The organism is Mesobacillus subterraneus, from assembly GCF_003937825.1.
Lineage (GTDB): Bacteria > Bacillota > Bacilli > Bacillales > Cytobacillaceae > Mesobacillus > Mesobacillus subterraneus.
Window position 1 is genome coordinate 1 of sequence record NZ_RSFW01000009.1, and the last position, 17,821, is coordinate 17,821.

The 17,821-nt window shown below is 44.8% G+C and carries 16 protein-coding genes; 2 read left to right on the forward strand and 14 right to left on the reverse strand.

Annotation, left to right across the window (positions count from 1 at the left end; translation table 11 throughout):
• Positions 1-327: 327 nt before the first annotated feature.
• Positions 328-543, forward strand: coding sequence for a hypothetical protein (locus EJA10_RS05595; RefSeq protein WP_125479035.1), 216 nt, complete (start codon positions 328-330; stop codon positions 541-543).
• Between the two features lie 35 nt (positions 544-578).
• Here the strand turns inward: EJA10_RS05595 and nrfD are convergent, their stop codons facing one another.
• The 4 genes from nrfD to EJA10_RS05615 all read right to left on the reverse strand — a co-directional run bounded on the left by nrfD (position 579) and on the right by EJA10_RS05615 (position 4,958).
• Positions 579-1,472 carry an NrfD/PsrC family molybdoenzyme membrane anchor subunit gene (nrfD, locus tag EJA10_RS05600; protein ID WP_170169080.1) on the reverse strand — a complete coding sequence of 298 codons (894 nt, stop codon included), beginning with the start codon at positions 1,470-1,472 and terminating at the stop codon, positions 579-581.
• 5 nt (positions 1,473-1,477) lie between these two features.
• Positions 1,478-2,014 (reverse strand): 4Fe-4S dicluster domain-containing protein, encoded by a 537-nt coding sequence (locus EJA10_RS05605; protein ID WP_125479037.1) that lies wholly within the window; start codon positions 2,012-2,014, stop codon positions 1,478-1,480.
• The gene (locus EJA10_RS05610) at positions 2,014-4,209 is read right to left on the reverse strand and encodes a molybdopterin-containing oxidoreductase family protein (RefSeq protein WP_125479038.1); all 2,196 of its coding nucleotides are present in this window, start codon (positions 4,207-4,209) and stop codon (positions 2,014-2,016) included. Before EJA10_RS05610 ends, EJA10_RS05605 begins: the two co-directional genes overlap by 1 nt.
• 140 nt (positions 4,210-4,349) lie before the next feature.
• The gene (locus EJA10_RS05615; RefSeq protein ID WP_125479039.1) at positions 4,350-4,958 is read right to left on the reverse strand and encodes a TorD/DmsD family molecular chaperone; all 609 of its coding nucleotides are present in this window, start codon (positions 4,956-4,958) and stop codon (positions 4,350-4,352) included.
• Between the two features lie 307 nt (positions 4,959-5,265).
• Here EJA10_RS05615 and EJA10_RS05620 point away from each other — a divergent pair, with 307 nt between their 5' ends.
• Positions 5,266-6,177, forward strand: a complete 912-nt coding sequence (locus tag EJA10_RS05620; RefSeq protein WP_170169081.1) for a 4Fe-4S dicluster domain-containing protein — start codon at positions 5,266-5,268, stop codon at positions 6,175-6,177.
• Positions 6,178-6,295: 118 nt separating this feature from the next.
• Here the strand turns inward: EJA10_RS05620 and EJA10_RS05625 are convergent, their stop codons facing one another.
• From EJA10_RS05625 to recA, 10 genes are all read right to left on the reverse strand, one after another.
• The gene (locus tag EJA10_RS05625; protein WP_125479041.1) at positions 6,296-6,838 is read right to left on the reverse strand and encodes an outer spore coat protein CotE; all 543 of its coding nucleotides are present in this window, start codon (positions 6,836-6,838) and stop codon (positions 6,296-6,298) included.
• Between the two features lie 207 nt (positions 6,839-7,045).
• Positions 7,046-7,483 carry a YlbF/YmcA family competence regulator gene (locus EJA10_RS05630; protein WP_125479042.1) on the reverse strand — a complete coding sequence of 146 codons (438 nt, stop codon included), beginning with the start codon at positions 7,481-7,483 and terminating at the stop codon, positions 7,046-7,048.
• Position 7,484: 1 nt separating this feature from the next.
• Positions 7,485-9,026 carry a tRNA (N6-isopentenyl adenosine(37)-C2)-methylthiotransferase MiaB gene (gene miaB / locus EJA10_RS05635; RefSeq protein WP_125479043.1) on the reverse strand — a complete coding sequence of 514 codons (1,542 nt, stop codon included), beginning with the start codon at positions 9,024-9,026 and terminating at the stop codon, positions 7,485-7,487.
• A 304-nt stretch (positions 9,027-9,330) separates the two neighbouring features.
• Positions 9,331-10,197: a 2-oxoacid:ferredoxin oxidoreductase subunit beta gene (locus EJA10_RS05640; RefSeq protein ID WP_125479044.1), complete on the reverse strand. Its 867-nt coding sequence runs from the start codon at positions 10,195-10,197 to the stop codon at positions 9,331-9,333.
• A gap of 1 nt (position 10,198) precedes the next feature.
• Positions 10,199-11,932 carry a 2-oxoacid:acceptor oxidoreductase subunit alpha gene (locus tag EJA10_RS05645; RefSeq protein WP_125479045.1) on the reverse strand — a complete coding sequence of 578 codons (1,734 nt, stop codon included), beginning with the start codon at positions 11,930-11,932 and terminating at the stop codon, positions 10,199-10,201.
• Positions 11,933-12,238: 306 nt separating this feature from the next.
• Positions 12,239-13,162: a dipeptidase gene (locus EJA10_RS05650; RefSeq protein ID WP_125479046.1), complete on the reverse strand. Its 924-nt coding sequence runs from the start codon at positions 13,160-13,162 to the stop codon at positions 12,239-12,241.
• Between the two features lie 226 nt (positions 13,163-13,388).
• Positions 13,389-13,649, reverse strand: coding sequence for a stage V sporulation protein SpoVS (spoVS, locus tag EJA10_RS05655; protein ID WP_010193268.1), 261 nt, complete (start codon positions 13,647-13,649; stop codon positions 13,389-13,391).
• Between the two features lie 154 nt (positions 13,650-13,803).
• Entirely contained in the window at positions 13,804-14,601 is a 798-nt protein-coding gene (locus tag EJA10_RS05660; protein ID WP_125479047.1) for a TIGR00282 family metallophosphoesterase, read from the reverse strand.
• A 115-nt stretch (positions 14,602-14,716) separates the two neighbouring features.
• Positions 14,717-16,279: a ribonuclease Y gene (gene rny, locus EJA10_RS05665; RefSeq protein ID WP_125479365.1), complete on the reverse strand. Its 1,563-nt coding sequence runs from the start codon at positions 16,277-16,279 to the stop codon at positions 14,717-14,719.
• Between the two features lie 352 nt (positions 16,280-16,631).
• Entirely contained in the window at positions 16,632-17,672 is a 1,041-nt protein-coding gene (gene recA, locus EJA10_RS05670; RefSeq protein ID WP_125479048.1) for a recombinase RecA, read from the reverse strand.
• Positions 17,673-17,821: the final 149 nt, after the last annotated feature.

Consider the following 17,821-nt stretch of genomic DNA (forward strand, 5'->3'; position numbering starts at 1 on the left):
CCGTGAGCACGCCCCTATCGGACAGGTTTCAAGGCTTCAGGGCTTCAGGGGGAAAGCTGTCCAATTAATCTAAATAAGTGGGCATGAACACCCCTGGTGATTGTTGTAATATTGAAGGGGTTATGATCCTACTCGTATATATTTGATAAAGTGGCTTCATATTCTAATAGAAGTAATTTAAATTCCTCAATAATCCGAATTATAGCCTGTCTGATTTTATCATGCGTCCACCATATTAAAAAAAGGGTTTTTCTAATCGCCGTAGAACTATAGACAAAAGGATTTTACTGGCGCATTCCCAACCCATAAACTGAAAGGGATATTCTCATGCTAAAAAAACTGGAAAGAATAACACTGAATTTTTTCATGGTTTTCTTGATCTTCTCTCTCATTGACTATTATTTCGGATTAGAGCTGATTGACCGCCAAAGTCCATTGTTCATTTGGATTTTGCTGATTTTTTCGCTGACACATATCATATGCCAGGTTTTGCTCTTTTTGGATAAAAGAAAAAAGAAGAAGAATGGTTCAATCGATACATAAAAGCCTGGACATTTTCATGCCCAGGCTTGCCTTGGTTATAAGAAAATCACAGGAACTGCTGCAGCGAGCAATAGGTAGCGGAGGATGAAACCTCCGGCAAGGACCGCACTTTCTGTAATCACAATCGCAGTAAACCCTGGAGAACCTGCCGCTGCCACTTCCATCCCTGCTCGGCGGTGCAACTGCCTTGAATTGTATAATTCCAGTGACTCGATCACAATTGGAACGAGCAACCCTACCAGAATCAGCCCTGTCCAGAAGAGCACGCTGTATTCACCGGAAAGGAGCATCGCAACCGATTGAGCTGCTGATTCGTTTGAAGATGAAGTGATCACGAACATCGTGAAAATCAGGAATACTTCCGCAATAAGTAACGATACGTGAATCTTTTTAAGCGACATCACATGATGGACAACTTTCTTATCAATAAAGGCTGACGTGAGCATAGTTCCGGCAATCCCCGTTGAAAACGCGGATACTACAAACAGGATTGGCAGGATTGCGGTATTCCAGAGGGGCACTGCTCCAATGACACCAATCAGGAAGCCTGTGTAGATTGCCGTAGCAACAGCAAAGAAGATGCCGACGTATTCAACGATCTTATTAATCTCTTTTTTCAGGATTTCCATCAACGCAATGAATGCCGCTGCCATCATGAAAAAGCTTATGAAATAGGTCCCGATTGTCATCACAGAACTGAAATTCGTAAATAAATAGATAAATCGCAGTGGGTCCTTCAAGCCTGCTTCGGCATCGACAATCAAGAGCAGCAATCCGATTCCCATTAACACCGGACTGATTATTCTCCCAACAATCCTGATGGTGACTGCCTCAGGGTATTTCCTTGCTGCGTAGGATGATGTCAGGAATGCTCCTGCACTCAGTCCAGCCAGGAATAAATAGGCTGCGATAATTGTTCCCCAAACCATTATTCTCACCTCACGTAATAAATTTTTGCACTTCCTAAGTCCGCCCTCAATGGCTGGGCATTCCATTTGACGATTGCTTTCGAAACCTCACTGTTCGGGTCATCAAGATCGCCGAAGATTCGCGCATTGCTGATACAAGTCGTGACACAGGCTGGCTGTTTTCCTTCAGCCACCAGCTCAGCACAGAAACGGCATTTCTCGACCACTCCTGTTTTATGATCCTGGGTCCTGGCACCATAGTGGCAAGCAACCATGCAATATTTGCAGCCAATGCATTTTTCTGCGTCCACAAGCACGATTCCGTCTTTTGTCGTATAAGTTGCTTTTGTCGGGCAGACGCTTTCACACGGCGCATCCTCACAATGCTGGCATTGCACAGGGACGAACTCATTTTTCACATTTGGGAAAACGCCTGTTTCCTTCTCATAAAATTGTATATAAGACTCTTCGACCGGAAGCTCATTCTGCATTTGGCAGCTTACCCGGCAAGCATAACAGCCGACGCATTTGCGAGTGTCAATTACCATTCCATACCGTGCCATCAGCTCTTCACCTTCCTAACATTGACGATTACCTCATGTATATTTCCTGATCCGCTCCATTTTTCAAAGTCAAAAGGAACATGTTCCATATAGCCAAAGCCAATGCCATATCCCGTTTTCAGATCTTTCGATGTGATTCCGTAATGGCTTGGAACGAAGATCGCTTCAGGATGGATTCTTTCTGTCACCTTCACGCGAATCTTGCTTACAGCCTCGCTCGACTTCACTTCGACTAAATCGCCATCTTTAATTCCCAATACTTTCGCACGCGCTGGGTTGATCCAGATTCTCTCCAAATCATAATCTTTCGTAATCTGCATTAAAATTGGTATATTCGCAGTCTGAGTATGGCTGTGGATTGCCTGTTTGCCAGTGATCAACCGGAAGGAGTCGTTCGCCGGGCTGACCTTCGGTTCAATCCATTCTACTATTGGTTTAAAGCCGGCAGCCTTATATGTTTCACTATAATACTCTATCTTGCCGGATGGCGTTTTCAGTTCTGGCATTTCACCAAGGGTGATTTCCTGATCCGGGAACATGATGGTTCCTTTTTCTTTGAGTTCTTTATACGTAATGCCTGTTGGCGCAAGCATTGCTTCATTCAAATCATCCAGCGTGAAATTGAAATACTGGCCAACTCCGCATGCCCTGGCAAGTTCTGTATAGATTTCATGAACCGGTTTCGTCTGTGGATGAACTTTTTCCACCATTTGCTGACGAAGTGCGATTCCGGGTATCTTGCCTGATAACCCTTCGATTACCTCGTCCCGTTCAATATAGGTCACTTCTGGCAGGACATAGTGTGCGAGCAGGGCCGTTTCAGACATTTGGACATCTATGGCCACTACCAGATCCATTTTCGATAAGGCTTCCTTCATCACTTTCGGATTTCCATAGCCAAGCGCTGCATTGGAGTGATAGTAGATCGCCGCCTTCATCTTGCCTTCGAGTGCTTCTTTTGCCACGATCGTCGCAACACCGCTTCCTTTGTATGCAAGCGGGAATTGTTTCGACCCAGCCTGTGGCTCATCAGGTTCGCCAGGGTTTGGATATTTCTTCTCATCCAATTTTCCAAGGTTCACTTTTCCCCCGAAGATACTTCCGCCCTTTTGCTGGTAATTTCCTAATAAAGCATTGAACATCGCAACCGCGCGGCCAGTTTCTGTGCTGTTTTCATAGTTGCAGCCAAATGCGCCTCTCCAGGATTGTTCAATCAGCGCTTTCGGTTTTGCTTTGCCCATATCAACGGCAATCCTTGTGATTGAATCTGCTGGGATGCCTGTAATCCCTTCTGCCCATTCAGGTGTATATTTCCTGAGTTCTTTCGCGTATTCTTCAAAACCCATTGTGTAATTGCGGATAAATTCTAAATCATGCAAGCTTTCTTTAATCAGTACATGTGACATCGCAAGCACCAGTGCCAGGTCAGTACCAGGCCGAATCGCCAGCCATTCTGTAGCAAGGTTGCCTGTATTATTCAATCTCGGGTCCACGATGACAATCTTGGCACCATTGTCCTTTGCTGTTGCCAGTGACTGGACAGAACTTGGTCTGATTCCGTCGCCATAGCTTCTTCCTATGAACATGATATATTTCGCATTGCTGATATCTGCACTTGTTGCGGTTACGCCTACAGTGTGCAAGAAACCTGCATCTCTCGCATTCGAGCAAACAACATGGTGTGTGTAATAGTTTGCTGAACCAAGAGCGTTAATGAATCTTGGAGAATAAAATTTCCCGGTTGCCCGCGGGTCTTCTGTCAGGGCTACTGATTGCGGACCAAACTCCTTGATGATTTTGTTTAATTTCGCAGCGATTTCCTCATACGCTTTTTCCCAGGTAATCGGTTCGAATTTCCCTTCACCAACCCGCTTCAATGGCTGGGTGAGCCTGTCTTCAGAATAAACCACGGTAGCATATCCATGTCCTCTGGCACACAGCTTGCCTTTTGAGTATGGATGGTCGGGGTGACCTGTCAGCTTCCATAACCGGCCATTTTTGATATGCCCAATCATGCCGCATTTACTTGAACATGCATTGCAAGTGCTGGCGATTTCTTTAATCTCTGCTTTTCCCCCGGCTTTTACATAATTGTTGGACCACTGATTAAAGCCCGCAGTTCCTGCAGATGCCAATGCAGCAGTCGCCGCTGAAGCTTTAATGAATCCACGCCTTGATAGTTTTGTATCTAGCATTTTCACTAGCCCTCCTTTTTCTCTCGACCGATATACCCTATTGATTTTTTCTCTTAGGTGTTCACGTGGCTTGGCTTCCATAGATTCATGGTGAGCTTGATTTTTCACTAAAAGCAACACCACCTTCCAGTCTTTTAACCTTACAAATATGTAGAACGAAATGCCTTCATCGTTGCGATCAGCACCCTTGTTATCTCCAGGTAAAAAGTTTGGCCTGTATTGGATTCAAGCTTAAACGCAAAATTATCGAGCCAATCAAAATGGTCGCCAATAAATTCTGCCGTGAATGATTTAGGAGCATGTTCGATAAAGTATGCAAGCAATTCCAGCAAAATCGCCAAATGGTCTGGTGTTCCTTCATATTCCGAGGGAATGCTGATTTGCATTTCATTTAAAATAAAGCGGATATGAAGTGCTGAATCCCCTTGTAAATATCCTTTCTCGCGAGCAAAAGCCAGTGTACACGTTTCATCCTGAGTCCACGGTTTATACAGGGATTCAACCGGGATAGCAGCTTTTCCGATTGTAGCCATATAGGAGGAAATGAGCTGGTCATAGCTATCAGGTTGAACATCCTTCCATTCTGTTGTTTTGATTTGATATAATTCCTGAACGGCGTCTCTCAGTTTGGGTAACAGATCGTTCTGTGTGATCTCCTTCCAGATTTCCAGTGTTGGAGTCTTATATATTTCAGCAAAGACTCTAAATACCTGCGCACTCTCCGTTCGTTTATCTATCGTTTCAATCAACGTATCCACCACCTTTCGATTACACCTTCACTATATGGCAAGTAAGTTTGTGAAACAATATACATTCTGTGGCTATTCCCTAGTGTGTATGCGAAGGATTTCACCTACTTAAAGAGCTGCTAGTTAACCTCTTTTTATATATTGAAGTCCAAGAATGCAGGCTTTTTTTGCAGATTTATAAATTTCACCTGACTCTTATTTGTGAACGTTCTTTTACATATGTATGTATTTCTGGCAAACTCCTCTTTTTAAAAGCAGTTTAATCGTAAAATGAAAATATATGAATCATCCGCCTGAGGTGAACTCTATGTCACTGTTAACCAATTGGCTTGAAAGTTTAAGCTACGAACTGGAAATCTCTGAATTCTGCACAAGGAACATAAGCCCACTGAGCACATGTACAGCCTGCATCGACGGGTGCCCGGATGGAGCCATTATTTTAGAGGAGGGGAAAATCAGTATTGAGGAGGAAAAATGCTCTGCCTGTGGCGTCTGCATTACTGTCTGTCCCGTGCAGGCGATCAAGGGGCAATCCCCTGCCAGAAAGATCAGCCAGAACCACCTGCTGCTCGAGGAGGCTTCACCTGTACCGAGCTTGATGGAAATGCTTTACTACCATAAAAAAGGAATCCGTTTCATCTACCAGCCAACTATTCAAAAGGAATTAGTACAGCGAATCAACAAGGTGAATGAAGTCCTGGGGACAATGGTGCTTCAACCCATTCAAGTAACACAGCAGATCAATCTAAGCCAAGAAATTCAGCCCAAATTATCAAGACGCGACTTTTTTGCAAAGCTCTCTGCCGACAGCAAAAAAACTGTGCTCTCTTCCGTGACACCTGTAAAATGGCGCTTTAACGAGAGTAGTTTTAAAGCTTCCGTCCTGTTTAAGGATTGGGCATTTCATAAAGTGAGGATCAGCAAAGCAGACTGCACACTTTGTGAAGCATGCTTTACTATTTGTCCTGCTGACGTCTTCAGCCTTGAGGAAAATAATCTTCAGATAATTGATCACCTGTGTACTGGCTGCTATCTGTGCGTGGACATTTGCCAGACCCACTCAATCCAGGCAAAGCAAAGGATCCATCAGGCAGCACCAGCTTTATACAATGTACATCAAAACATTTGCTCAAAATGCGGCAGCAGGTTCTATTCATGGGAGGAATCTTCTTCATGCCATGTTTGCAGCACAATTGAAAAACCTAATTTCTTTCTGTAGGAAAACCGTAAAGGCACAGGCACGGAAAAGCCGGGATCTAAATACCGCTTCCGCAAACCTGTGCCTTTTACAATTTCTGCAAAAAAAAACTAGGAAGTGCAAGCTTCCTAGTTCGATGTTATTCTTCTTCTCCTAAGAGGAAATCAGGATTCAAGTCTTCGAATTCATCATCATCGACTCCATGGCCCCATTCATCCTCATCGCAGTCACAGCGGCCCGGATGGATTACAACACAAACCTTCGTTTCTCCGATGACTTCTACAAGGAATTCCCTCTCTACATGAACGATGATCTTATTCCCATTCGGTGAGATGACCGCTTCAATGCAGTTCGGCTGCTGAAGCACCTCGACAAGGACCTCGTGATCATCCATGCAATCCGGATCACGGTACTTCAGCTTGATGACATCGCAGTACGTTACTTTCTCTGTCACTACTTCAGTTCTTGTATTATCATCAAAGGAGTACCAGATATTCACGTCATAATGTCCGTTTACTTCAACCGTTTTGCCGACCTTTTTTGCTTTATACTTATGGTTTATTACCCAAGCGCCCAGAATGCTGCTTGGATGATGCGCTGGGTTGATCGTATGATTGGACTGCGTGAATTTGCGTCCCTTCGCTACGACGGCTTTCGTAATAATCTCTCTGTAATCTCCCATTGCGAGCGAAACCTCCTCAATCTTTTTCAATTCATCCTATGCGTGATATTAGACTAGTGTGCGATTAATTTTAAGAACAACTGGTAAAAACTTAGGCATAGTTCATTGTATGCCCATCTGCGATGAATGTTCCCGATTGTAGAAAGTTGCACCCATAAAAAAACATGGCCCCCGCCTATTGGCAGGAGCCATGTTGATTTGAAAAGCTTAATGATTATGAGTGTGGCAGCTTTCACCGTTCTTGATTGCTGCTCCTGTTTCCCCGCGGAGAACGTCTCCGCCAGTCGAAGCGACGATTTCATCCGTCACCGCATTTGAAATGGTTGTGGAGACAAGTTGAAGCAATTCATTCACGTCTAGCTGTGATTGCTTGAATTCCTGTACAACTGGAATTTCATCAAGCTGCTGTTCCAATGAAGCAATCTTGTCTTCTGTCTTTTTAAGTGCTTCTGTCTTTCCGTAATGCTGGAAATTCACGGCCTGCTTCTGCAATCCTTTAATGGAAGCAATAAGTGTTTTAACCTTTTCATTATCATGGATCTGTGCTTCTGCACGCTTGAAAAAGTCCACTTCCTCCGTTTCAGCAATCATATGCGCGATTTCCCTTGCACGCTTGATAATGTCATCTTTATTGTATTTTGCCAACCTACTTCACCTCAACTGGTTCGATTTCTTCTACCATTTCCCCATTTAACGACCATGTTTTTGCATCCGTGATCTTCACTTTTACAATTTTACCGATGGCTGTTTTTGGTCCGACAAAGTTAACAAGCTTCAATTTGCTCGTATAACCTGCAAGGACATCTGGGTTGTTTTTGCTTTCGCCCTCAACAAGCACCTCAACAATCTGGTCCTGATACTTCTTCATGGACTGTGCTGATTGCTCATTCACAAGAGCATTCAGGCGCTGAAGACGCTCTTTCTTCACTTCCATCGGAACATTGTCCACCATCTTGGCAGCAGGTGTTCCTTCACGCGGAGAATAGATGAAAGTATACGCTGATTCATAACCAACCTCGCGAACGAGGGACAATGTTTCTTCGAACTGCTCATCCGTCTCGTTTGGATACCCGACGATGATATCTGTAGTCAATGTCACGTTAGGAATTGCCGCCTTTATCTTGCGGACCAACTCCAAATATTGCTCACGCGTATATTTGCGTGCCATGATCTTCAGTACCTCTGTGGAACCAGATTGTACCGGAAGATGGATGTGGTCCATAAGGTTTCCGCCCTTTGCCAGGACTTCGATCAAGTGATCATCAAAGTCGCGGGGATGGCTTGTCGTGAAACGGATTCTCGGGATGTCAATCTTGCGAATTTCATCCATTAAGTCACCAAGACCATATTCCATGTCGGTAAAATCTTTTCCGTACGCGTTTACGTTCTGCCCTAGCAGGGTAATTTCCTGGTAGCCCTGGGCTGCAAGCTGACGGACCTCCTGGATGATGTCCTCAGGACGGCGGCTGCGTTCCTTGCCTCGTGTATAAGGAACAATGCAGTACGTACAGAACTTGTCGCAGCCATACATAATGTTGACCCACGCCTTGATATTGCCGCGGCGGACTTTAGGAAGGTTCTCAATGACATCCCCTTCCTTCGACCAAACTTCAATGACCATTTCTTTGGACATGTAAGCTTCACTCAGGATATTTGGCAAGCGATGGATATTGTGCGTACCAAAAATCATGTCAACTTGATTATACGTTTTTAGAATCTTATTGACGACGGATTCCTCCTGGGACATGCAGCCGCAAACACCTAACAGGAGATCTGGTTTCTCTCTCTTCAGATGCTTCAGATGGCCAAGTTCACCGAACACCTTGTTTTCAGCGTTCTCCCTGATGGCACATGTATTTAAGAGGATGACATTGGCATCTTCCACACTGTCAGTAGGCTCATAGCCCAAAGCAAGGAAAATGCCGGCCATAACTTCCGTGTCGTGCTCATTCATCTGGCATCCAAAGGTGCGGATGTAGAACTTGCGGCCCTGGCCCATTCCCTTGAATTCCACGGGAATATCAAAGTCCTTGTGATACGCGACTTCTTCCTTGCCGCGTCTCTTCGCATCTTTTAAAGAAGGGGCTGTATAAACCGTTTCAAAGTACTTGCTATAATCTTTGCCGGACTTTTTGTCCGGAGAATTAGACTGTACTTGTTGACCTTCCAAGCGTTGATTCTCGTTCATTGTCGATCTCCTTTCGTTAGAAAGCGCACGAATGCTGGCGCTGGAACCAGAAAGACCTGATTCTATCATTCAAAAACAGGGATTTCACACCCTGAAATATATTAAATATACACATTATAATAGTATAAACTCTTCATCCAATGAACACAATAGCAGGGCTTGGAAATGTAGCTTTCTTTCAAAAAAGCAAGTCCTGGATTTTGATAATAACTTAAATCAGTTTTTATGGCAGTGATGCCCGTCACTATACAGCGCAATAATTTAGCATAAAAAACCCCAATCTGTGGTGATTGGGGTTTTCATATTACATGAATTCAGTTACAAGCTTATCAAAGTATTCCTGGTCAAGGCTCAGGTCAGCTTGAGAAAGCGGAGTTTCTGAATAGCCGTTTACGAGCTGCTGATAAGATTTACGCTCAGTGTCCTGATAGATCAAACCAGTCACGAGTCCGCTGTGCTGCATCAATGTCTGCATAGCAGCTTCACGGTTGGATGGGTCATATCCTTCAATGTCGCTAAGCTTTGTAAGGTTTTCCTTGAACCAATCGTATGTGTTTACCTTATTATAAGTTACACAAGGGCTGAACACGTTGATCAGAGAGAATCCTTCATGCTTGATTCCTGCTTCGATCAATGCAGTCAGGTCCTTAAGGTCTGTTGAGAAGCTTTGAGCCACGAACGTAGCGCCAGCTGTCAGTGCCAGCTCCATTGGAGAAATCGCCTGCTCGATCGATCCCGCTGGAGTGGACTTCGTCTTGAAACCAGCAGCTGAACGCGGGGAAGTTTGTCCCTTTGTCAGACCATAAATCTGGTTGTCCATGACGATGTACGTGACGTTGATGTTGCGGCGGATCGCATGGACAGTGTGTCCCATACCGATTGCGAATCCGTCTCCATCACCGCCAGAAGCGATAACAGTCAGGTCACGGTTAGCCATCTTCACACCTTGTGCAATTGGAAGTGCACGTCCGTGGATTCCATGGAAACCATATGAATTAATATATCCTGAGATACGGCCGGAACAGCCGATACCTGAGATGACAGCCAGGCCTTCAGGCTCAAGGCCAACATTCGCAGCAGCACGCTGAATTGCCGCCTGTACAGAGAAGTCGCCGCAGCCTGGGCACCAGTTTGGTTTTACATTATTGCGAAATTCTTTAAACGTCGCCATCCTAGAACAACTCCTTGCATTTTGTGTGAACTTCCTGCGGCAAGAATGGATTTCCGTCGTACTTAAGGATCTTGTGGATCTTCTCATGGCTTCCGACGTTCATCTTGATGATGTTTGCCAGTTGTCCTGTCGCATTGTTTTCAATAACCGCAACTTTCTTCGCCGATTGTACAAGCTGCATCATTTCTTCTGCAGGGAACGGATGGACCAGACGAACATGCGCATGGTTTACTTTCAGACCATCCTTTTCAAGGCGTCCCATTGCTTCTTCAATCGTACCTCTTGTCGAGTTGAAGCCTACGATCAACAGGTCAGCTTCTTCATGCGGAGCATATTTATGGATTGGCGTATCGAACTTCAGATTGCTGACTTTGCGTAAGCGCTTATCCATCTGTGCAATACGGTTTGCAGCAGATTCTGAAGGTTTTCCAGTTTCGTCATGCTCGACACCAGTCACGTGGTGGATTCCGTTTTTCATTCCAGGAATTACACGTGGAGAAACCCCATCTTCCGTTACCTCATAGCGCTTGAAATAGCCCTTGTTTTCAATTTCAGGAAGCTCTTCTGTTGCCAGTTTGCCACGGCGGATTTCCACTTTTTCATAGTTAAGCGGTTCAACTGTCTGCTTGCCTAAAGATAATTGAAGGTCAGTCAGCAAGATAACCGGACATTGATATTCCTCAGCAAGGTTGAATGCTTCAGCTGCATCGTAGAATGCTTCCTGAACCGTACTTGGAGCCATAACGATCTTCGGAATCTCACCGTGTGTTCCGTAAATCATCGCCATCAGGTCGGATTGTTCCTGTTTGGTTGGAAGACCTGTTGATGGGCCCCCACGCTGTGTATCAACGATTACCACCGGAGTTTCAGTGATTCCGGCAAGGCCGATTGCTTCCATTTTCAATGAAAGACCAGGTCCCGCTGAAGCTGTAATTGTACGTACGCCGCCATAGTTAGCACCGATTGCCATCGTTACTGCCGCGATTTCGTCCTCTGTCTGAATGACAGTCCCGCCTAGAGCCGGAAGCTTCTTAATCAAGTATTCCATAATTTCAGATGCCGGAGTGATTGGGTATGCAGCCATGAAACGGCAGCCTCCTGCAAGTGCGCCAAGTGCGATTGCATCGTTTCCGATCATGAACAGACGCTTTTGACCGTCAGCTTTTTCTAACTGCATGGTCTGCGCTCCGCCCAATTGTTCCTTAGTATATTCGTAGCCAGCTTTGATGGCTTCCATGTTTTTATCGACAACTTGTTGTCCTTTGCGTCCGAAAATTTCCTGGACGACTTCTGCGAAAACCTGGATATCCAGGTCAAGGATTGCACTGGTAGCACCAATCGCAACCATGTTTTTCATAAGAGATGTTCCCAGTTCAGTAGCCATGTCCGTAAATGGAACCGCATACATCGCAGCTTGAGTGTCCTCAGGCTTTTTAGGGCTGAACTTTGCATCGGCAATGATGACGCCGTTCTCATGCAATTCCTTGTAGTTCACATCGATTGTTTCCTGGTCGAAGGCTACAAGAATATCTAAATCGTCAGAAATAGATCGAACCTGTGTAGTGCTTACTCGAATCTTGTTATTGGTATGTCCGCCCTTGATACGTGATGAAAAGTGACGGTAGCCATACAAGTAGTAGCCTAGACGGTTCAATGCAATAGAGAAAATTTCCCCGGTAGATTCAATTCCTTCTCCCTGCTGTCCGCCAACTTTCCATGAAAGTTGATTGATCATCTCTTACACCCCTTTAGATACGTAAAAAAATATGTAAAAACGTTTCGTTATTAAGTGTAGCACTTTTCCAAGTAATTCACTAGAATTAAGCGGTTTACATCTTGCAGTTGTTGCTGAAATCTAGCAAATGGATGGTACTAAACGCTTACAATTCTAGACCTATGTGAAAAAAAAAGCAACCCTTTCAGATTATTTATTGACGAAAATATGAATATTTTTTTATTTATTAAAATATTATAAGTTCCTTGGGCTTGTTTGCTTGTCCTTTATGGTGAAAAAATGCCGCCGCTACTGAATTTAGCCTTTTTACAGCGGCAGCCTGGAAGCCATATTATCGTACAGGAACTTACGCACTTGTATATCAGAATAATATTTTTGCAACTGATTCAAGAGGTTTGCATATTGTTCATTCCCTGAAAGCTGCTCAACCGTGAACTCAATGCCGTCAAAATCAGAGCCGAAGCCTACATGGTCTTCCCCACCGAGAGAACAGACATAGTCAAGATGGCGAAGTACATCGTCAACTGCTGCTTCCTTTTTGCCTGCTAGGAATTCAGGAACGAAGGTGATGCCCATGACTGAATCACGCTGGATCAAGGCTTTGATCTGGTCATCCTTTAGGTTGCGCGGATGCTGGCAAAGCTTAAAGCTGTTAGAATGGGATGCAAATACATGGCTGGCACATTCCATCACATCCCAGAAACCTTTTTCTGACAAATGTGAGACATCACACATTGTACTGGTTTCATTCAAAAGCTGAACAACCTGCTGCCCGAATCTTGAAAGTCCTGCCCCACGCTCTTCCAGCGCACCGTCAGCAGCATAATTGCCATAGTTCCACGTCAAACCGACCGAACGGACGCCAAGCCTGAGCAATGTCCGCAATTTCAACAAATCCTGCCCGATCGCATCACAGCCCTCAAGTGTGAGCACGGCGCCAATTTCATGGTCACCGAGTTGTTCAATGTCCTGCCTGTTTTTGATGAGCTTCACCTGGGGACACGGGGCAAGGATTCGATCATAAAATAAATCTGTCATTCGCAGAGCCGCCTCAAATTTCAAATCAGGATGGACCGATTCAGCCACATAAATCGCGAATAATTGTACCTTTGTTCCCGAGGCTGTCAACCTGTCGAGGTTGACCTGCAATTCTGGCGAAGCAGAAAAATCAAGTGTTGGATTCGCAAAGAGCTTATATAGAACATCACAATGTGCATCAAAGATTTTCAAAAAGATCACTCCTCTAATCCTAGTATACGATATTGCCTCTTGCTGCATATGTAAAATCGCTTTTATCACTTCCATGCCAAAGCAATGAAAGAACCTGTTTGCTCAATGCAAACAGGTCCGGGTAATGCTTGATCTCCCATCATCACACTATTGAAAGTACTTCTTCATTTTGGCAGCCGTTTTGTTGAATTTTAATTGGCGTTCCGCGTTCCGCTTCCCGCAAGCTTTACCTGGGTTCTACAATCAACTTAATAGCAGTACGCTCTTCGCCATCGATCAGAATATCTGTAAATGCCGGGATGCAAATTAGATCAACTCCGCTAGGTGCTACGAACCCTCTTGCGATCGCTACTGCCTTAACGGCCTGATTCAATGCACCCGCCCCGATAGCCTGAATTTCTGCGCCACCTCTTTCACGCAGTACTCCAGCAAGCGCACCAGCTACAGAATTAGGATTAGATTTTGCTGAAACTTTTAATATCTCCATTCCTGGCTCCTCCTTATATTGTCCCGATCCCGGACGCCGCAGGTGGACATCCAGGTTAGTCTGTTCCACTGCTACTATATTCAGGAGAAAGCCCACATATGACCCTCAATTGCAAAACAAGCATGGTCAGGCAAAAAATTCACTTCCTGCATGACTAGTCATAAAACGGTTGATCATCATTTACCAGCACTGCCTGGATTTTCACAGCTTTTCCTGTCTTCTTGTCCAGGTCGATCACCACAGCTGATAATTGGTTCCTGCCATCCTTATCCACTTCAAATCGCGTCGGCAGGCTTGTCAGGAACCTTCGGAGCACAGCTTCTTTTTCAACTCCCAGTATGCTATCATACGGCCCTGTCATGCCTACATCGGTCAAATACGCAGTTCCGCCAGGCAAGATCCTTTTGTCCGCTGTCTGGACATGGGTATGGGTTCCAACTACTGCAGAAACCTTTCCGTCAAGATACCAGCCCATTGCCTGCTTTTCACTTGTCGCCTCCGCATGAAAATCGACAAATATCAACTCGGTGCGTTTCCTGGCCTCAGCAATCAGCTCGTCCGCCTTTTTAAAAGGACAGTCAATCGGTGTCAAGAAGGTACGGCCCTGAAGATTTATGACGGCCAGCTCATCCTGGTTGATCTTTAAGTAGACAATCCCTTTGCCAGGAACGCCTTCTGGGAAGTTCGCCGGCCTTACAAGGTATTTCGCATTATCAATGAATTCAAAGATATCCCGGTTGTCCCAGGCGTGATTTCCAAGGGTTACTGCCTGGGCACCCTGCTCAAGGAACTGGCGATAAATCTTTTCTGTGATCCCCTTGCCACTCGCAGCGTTCTCACCGTTAATAATCGTTACTGTTGGACGATATTTCTCCTTCAGTTTCGGCAGATATTCCGTGATCATATCCCGTCCTGGCGAGCCAACTACATCCCCTACAAATAAAATCCTCATTGCTATTCACTTTCCCGTCTTTTTATAAAATGGTGTAGCTAAAATTGTATCATAATATCAAGTTTAGATGAAAATGATCAAATACCAAAATAAAAAGCGGCGCCTAAGCACCGCTTTATTTTGCGTATTCAACTGCCCGAGTCTCACGAATGACTGTTACCTTGATATGTCCTGGATAATCGAGTTCTTCTTCGATTTTCTTACGGATATCACGTGCCAGGCGGTGTGCCTGCAAGTCATCGATTTGATCCGGCTTAACCATGATCCTGATTTCCCTGCCCGCCTGGATGGCAAATGATTTCTCGACTCCTTCATAGGATTCGGAAATCTCCTCAAGCCTTTCAAGACGGCGGATGTAGTTCTCAAGCGCTTCGCTGCGGGCACCTGGCCTTGCAGCTGACAATGCATCAGCAGCAGCAACGAGTACCGCAATGATCGAAGTAGGCTCTGTATCACCATGGTGGGAAGCAATACTGTTGATGACAACAGGATGTTCCTTATACTTGGTAGCAAGCTCTACGCCTATTTCAACGTGGCTTCCTTCAACCTCATGGTCAATTGCCTTTCCGATATCATGCAGGAGTCCTGCGCGGCGAGCTAATGTTTCATCTTCACCCAGCTCTGCAGCAAGCAATCCAGACAATTGGGCTACTTCCATTGAGTGCTTAAGCACGTTCTGTCCGTAGCTTGTACGATACTTCAAGCGGCCAAGAATCTTGATGAGGTCAGGATGTAGTCCGTGTACGCCCACTTCGAAGGTTGTTTGTTCCCCAACCTCACGAATGTGTTCATCGACTTCACGTCGTGCTTTTTCAACCATTTCCTCAATCCGGGCCGGATGAATACGTCCATCCTGGACAAGCTTGTCAAGAGCCAAGCGGGCTGTTTCGCGTCTGATTGGATCAAATCCAGATAGGATGACTGCTTCCGGTGTATCGTCAATAATAAGATCGATTCCCGTCAGCGTTTCCAGGGTACGGATATTTCGTCCCTCACGACCGATAATGCGGCCCTTCATCTCATCATTCGGCAGATTTACTACTGATACAGTAGTTTCAGCTACATGGTCAGCTGCACACCTTTGAATGGCAAGTGAAAGTACTTCCTTCGCTTTTTTATCGGATTCCTCTTTCGCCCTGTTTTCGTTTTCCTTAATCATTAATGCAATGTCGTGAGCAAGTTCTTGCTCAGTACGCTCCAAAATGATGGATTTAGCCTCATCACGCGTTAAGCCCGAGATGCGTTCTAGTTCAGCCTGCTGATTTCGTACCATCTCGTCCACTTTGCTTTCCATCTCTTCAATATGCTGTTGTCTTTTGGAAAGAGCGTCATCTTTTTTCTCTAAAAGATTTTCACGTTTGTTCAACGATTCATCTTTGCGATCAAGATTCTCCTCTTTTTGCAATAAACGATTTTCTTGTTTTTGCAGTTCATTTCTTCGTTCACGAATCTCACGCTCTGCTTCAGTCCGCAGTTTGTGATTTTCATCCTTAGCCTCCAGCAGGGCTTCCTTTTTCATAGCCTCTGCCTCACGCTTCGCATCATCAAGTATCTGATCTGCGGCGTTTTTGGCACCTGCAATTTTTGCTTCCGCAACGGATTTACGATAAAAATAGCCAACAACTGCACCGACGAATAGGCCAAGCAAAATGGAGATGATCAAAATAATAGCTTCCATCATTTTCACCTCCTCTTGCTATGAACTTGTGTTACGTTTTTTAAAGTGTCGGCATGTACATTGTTACAAGCATCAACATACAGCTCTAATGCTTTTAAACGTTTTTAATACCATGAAAATGTAAAATATACATTTTTAATTGTAAAGCTGCCAAATTTTATTGTCAAGGGTTTGTCCTATATAGGGCGGAAACCTTTTTATTCATTATTCTAGCAATTCTCATTTTTGATCCGAATCTGTGCTATAGTTTTGAATTTCACACTAATATGCTGTTCATCTCCTCAGCAGGAAGAAAGCACAAACAAGGTCTCCCGGTTTTCAGGAGACCTTGTCACTTCATATAGCAAATCTATTAATCAAGCTTGAATTCTTCCTGATCTTCATCACTCTCTGTGATAGTGAACTCGCCATCAAGACCATAGTGATCACGGATTTTCTTCTTGATTTCAAGACGAAGGGTTGGATTTTCCTTAAGGAAAAGCTTTGCATTTTCCCTTCCCTGTCCAAGACGTTCGTCATTGTAGGAGTACCATGAACCGCTCTTCTGGACGATATCAAGATCTGAACCCATGTCGATGATTTCACCTTCCTGGGAAATCCCCTCACCGTACATGATATCGACTTCAGCAGTACGGAACGGAGGCGCAACCTTGTTCTTAACAACCTTAATCTTTGTCTTGTTACCAACCATATCATTGCCCTGCTTCAATGTTTCAGCACGGCGCACCTCAAGACGTACGCTTGAATAGAACTTCAAAGCACGGCCGCCAGGTGTAGTTTCAGGGTTTCCGAACATAACGCCGACTTTTTCACGAATCTGGTTGATGAAGATGGCGATGGTCTTGGACTTGTTGATGGCACCGGAAAGCTTACGCAATGCCTGTGACATTAAACGTGCCTGAAGTCCGACGTGGGAATCACCCATCTCCCCTTCGATTTCTGCTTTTGGTACAAGTGCAGCAACGGAGTCAACGACGATAATATCAATCGCTCCGCTTCGTACAAGTGCTTCAGCGATTTCCAAAGCCTGCTCGCCTGTATCCGGTTGTGATAATAGAAGCTCATCGATATTTACGCCAAGCTTTTGCGCGTATACAGGATCGAGTGCGTGTTCTGCATCGATAAACGCAGCCTGTCCGCCATTAGCCTGCACCTCAGCAATCGCGTGGAGTGCAACAGTTGTTTTACCTGAGCTCTCAGGTCCGTATATTTCAATAACACGTCCGCGTGGATATCCGCCTATTCCCAGCGCAACATCCAGTGCAAGGGAACCGCTTGGAGAAGTAGAAACCTTGGTATCAGTCTTCTCTCCCAGCTTCATAACCGAACCTTTACCAAATTGCTTTTCAATTTGTTTTAACGCCATATCTAACGCAGCTTGACGATCACTCACTCAAATTTCCTCCTTTTATATAAAGACGAACATGCATTCTGACTGTCCGCAAAACTCATTTTTAAAACCTACTATTACTATACCTTTTTCCTGTCAGTTTGTCCAACAAAAAAACGAACATTTATTCGATTTTTTTCAAAGCTTAATAG

Bases quoted from the DNA above. Each gene is read 5' to 3' on its own strand.
- miaB (WP_125479043.1), bottom strand. From the start codon at position 9,026: ATGAACGAGAATCAACGCTTGGAAGGTCAACAAGTACAGTCTAATTCT.
- EJA10_RS05605 (WP_125479037.1), bottom strand. From the start codon at position 2,014: ATGGCACGGTATGGAATGGTAATTGACACTCGCAAATGCGTCGGCTGT.
- EJA10_RS05610 (WP_125479038.1), bottom strand. From the start codon at position 4,209: ATGCTAGATACAAAACTATCAAGGCGTGGATTCATTAAAGCTTCAGCG.
- EJA10_RS05645 (WP_125479045.1), bottom strand. From the start codon at position 11,932: ATGATCAATCAACTTTCATGGAAAGTTGGCGGACAGCAGGGAGAAGGA.
- rny (WP_125479365.1), bottom strand. From the start codon at position 16,279: ATGGAAGCTATTATTTTGATCATCTCCATTTTGCTTGGCCTATTCGTC.
- nrfD (WP_170169080.1), bottom strand. From the start codon at position 1,472: ATGGTTTGGGGAACAATTATCGCAGCCTATTTATTCCTGGCTGGACTG.
- EJA10_RS05640 (WP_125479044.1), bottom strand. From the start codon at position 10,197: ATGGCGACGTTTAAAGAATTTCGCAATAATGTAAAACCAAACTGGTGC.
- EJA10_RS05595 (WP_125479035.1), top strand. From the start codon at position 328: ATGCTAAAAAAACTGGAAAGAATAACACTGAATTTTTTCATGGTTTTC.
- EJA10_RS05620 (WP_170169081.1), top strand. From the start codon at position 5,266: ATGTCACTGTTAACCAATTGGCTTGAAAGTTTAAGCTACGAACTGGAA.
- EJA10_RS05660 (WP_125479047.1), bottom strand. From the start codon at position 14,601: ATGAGGATTTTATTTGTAGGGGATGTAGTTGGCTCGCCAGGACGGGAT.
- spoVS (WP_010193268.1), bottom strand. From the start codon at position 13,649: ATGGAGATATTAAAAGTTTCAGCAAAATCTAATCCTAATTCTGTAGCT.
- EJA10_RS05625 (WP_125479041.1), bottom strand. From the start codon at position 6,838: ATGGGAGATTACAGAGAGATTATTACGAAAGCCGTCGTAGCGAAGGGA.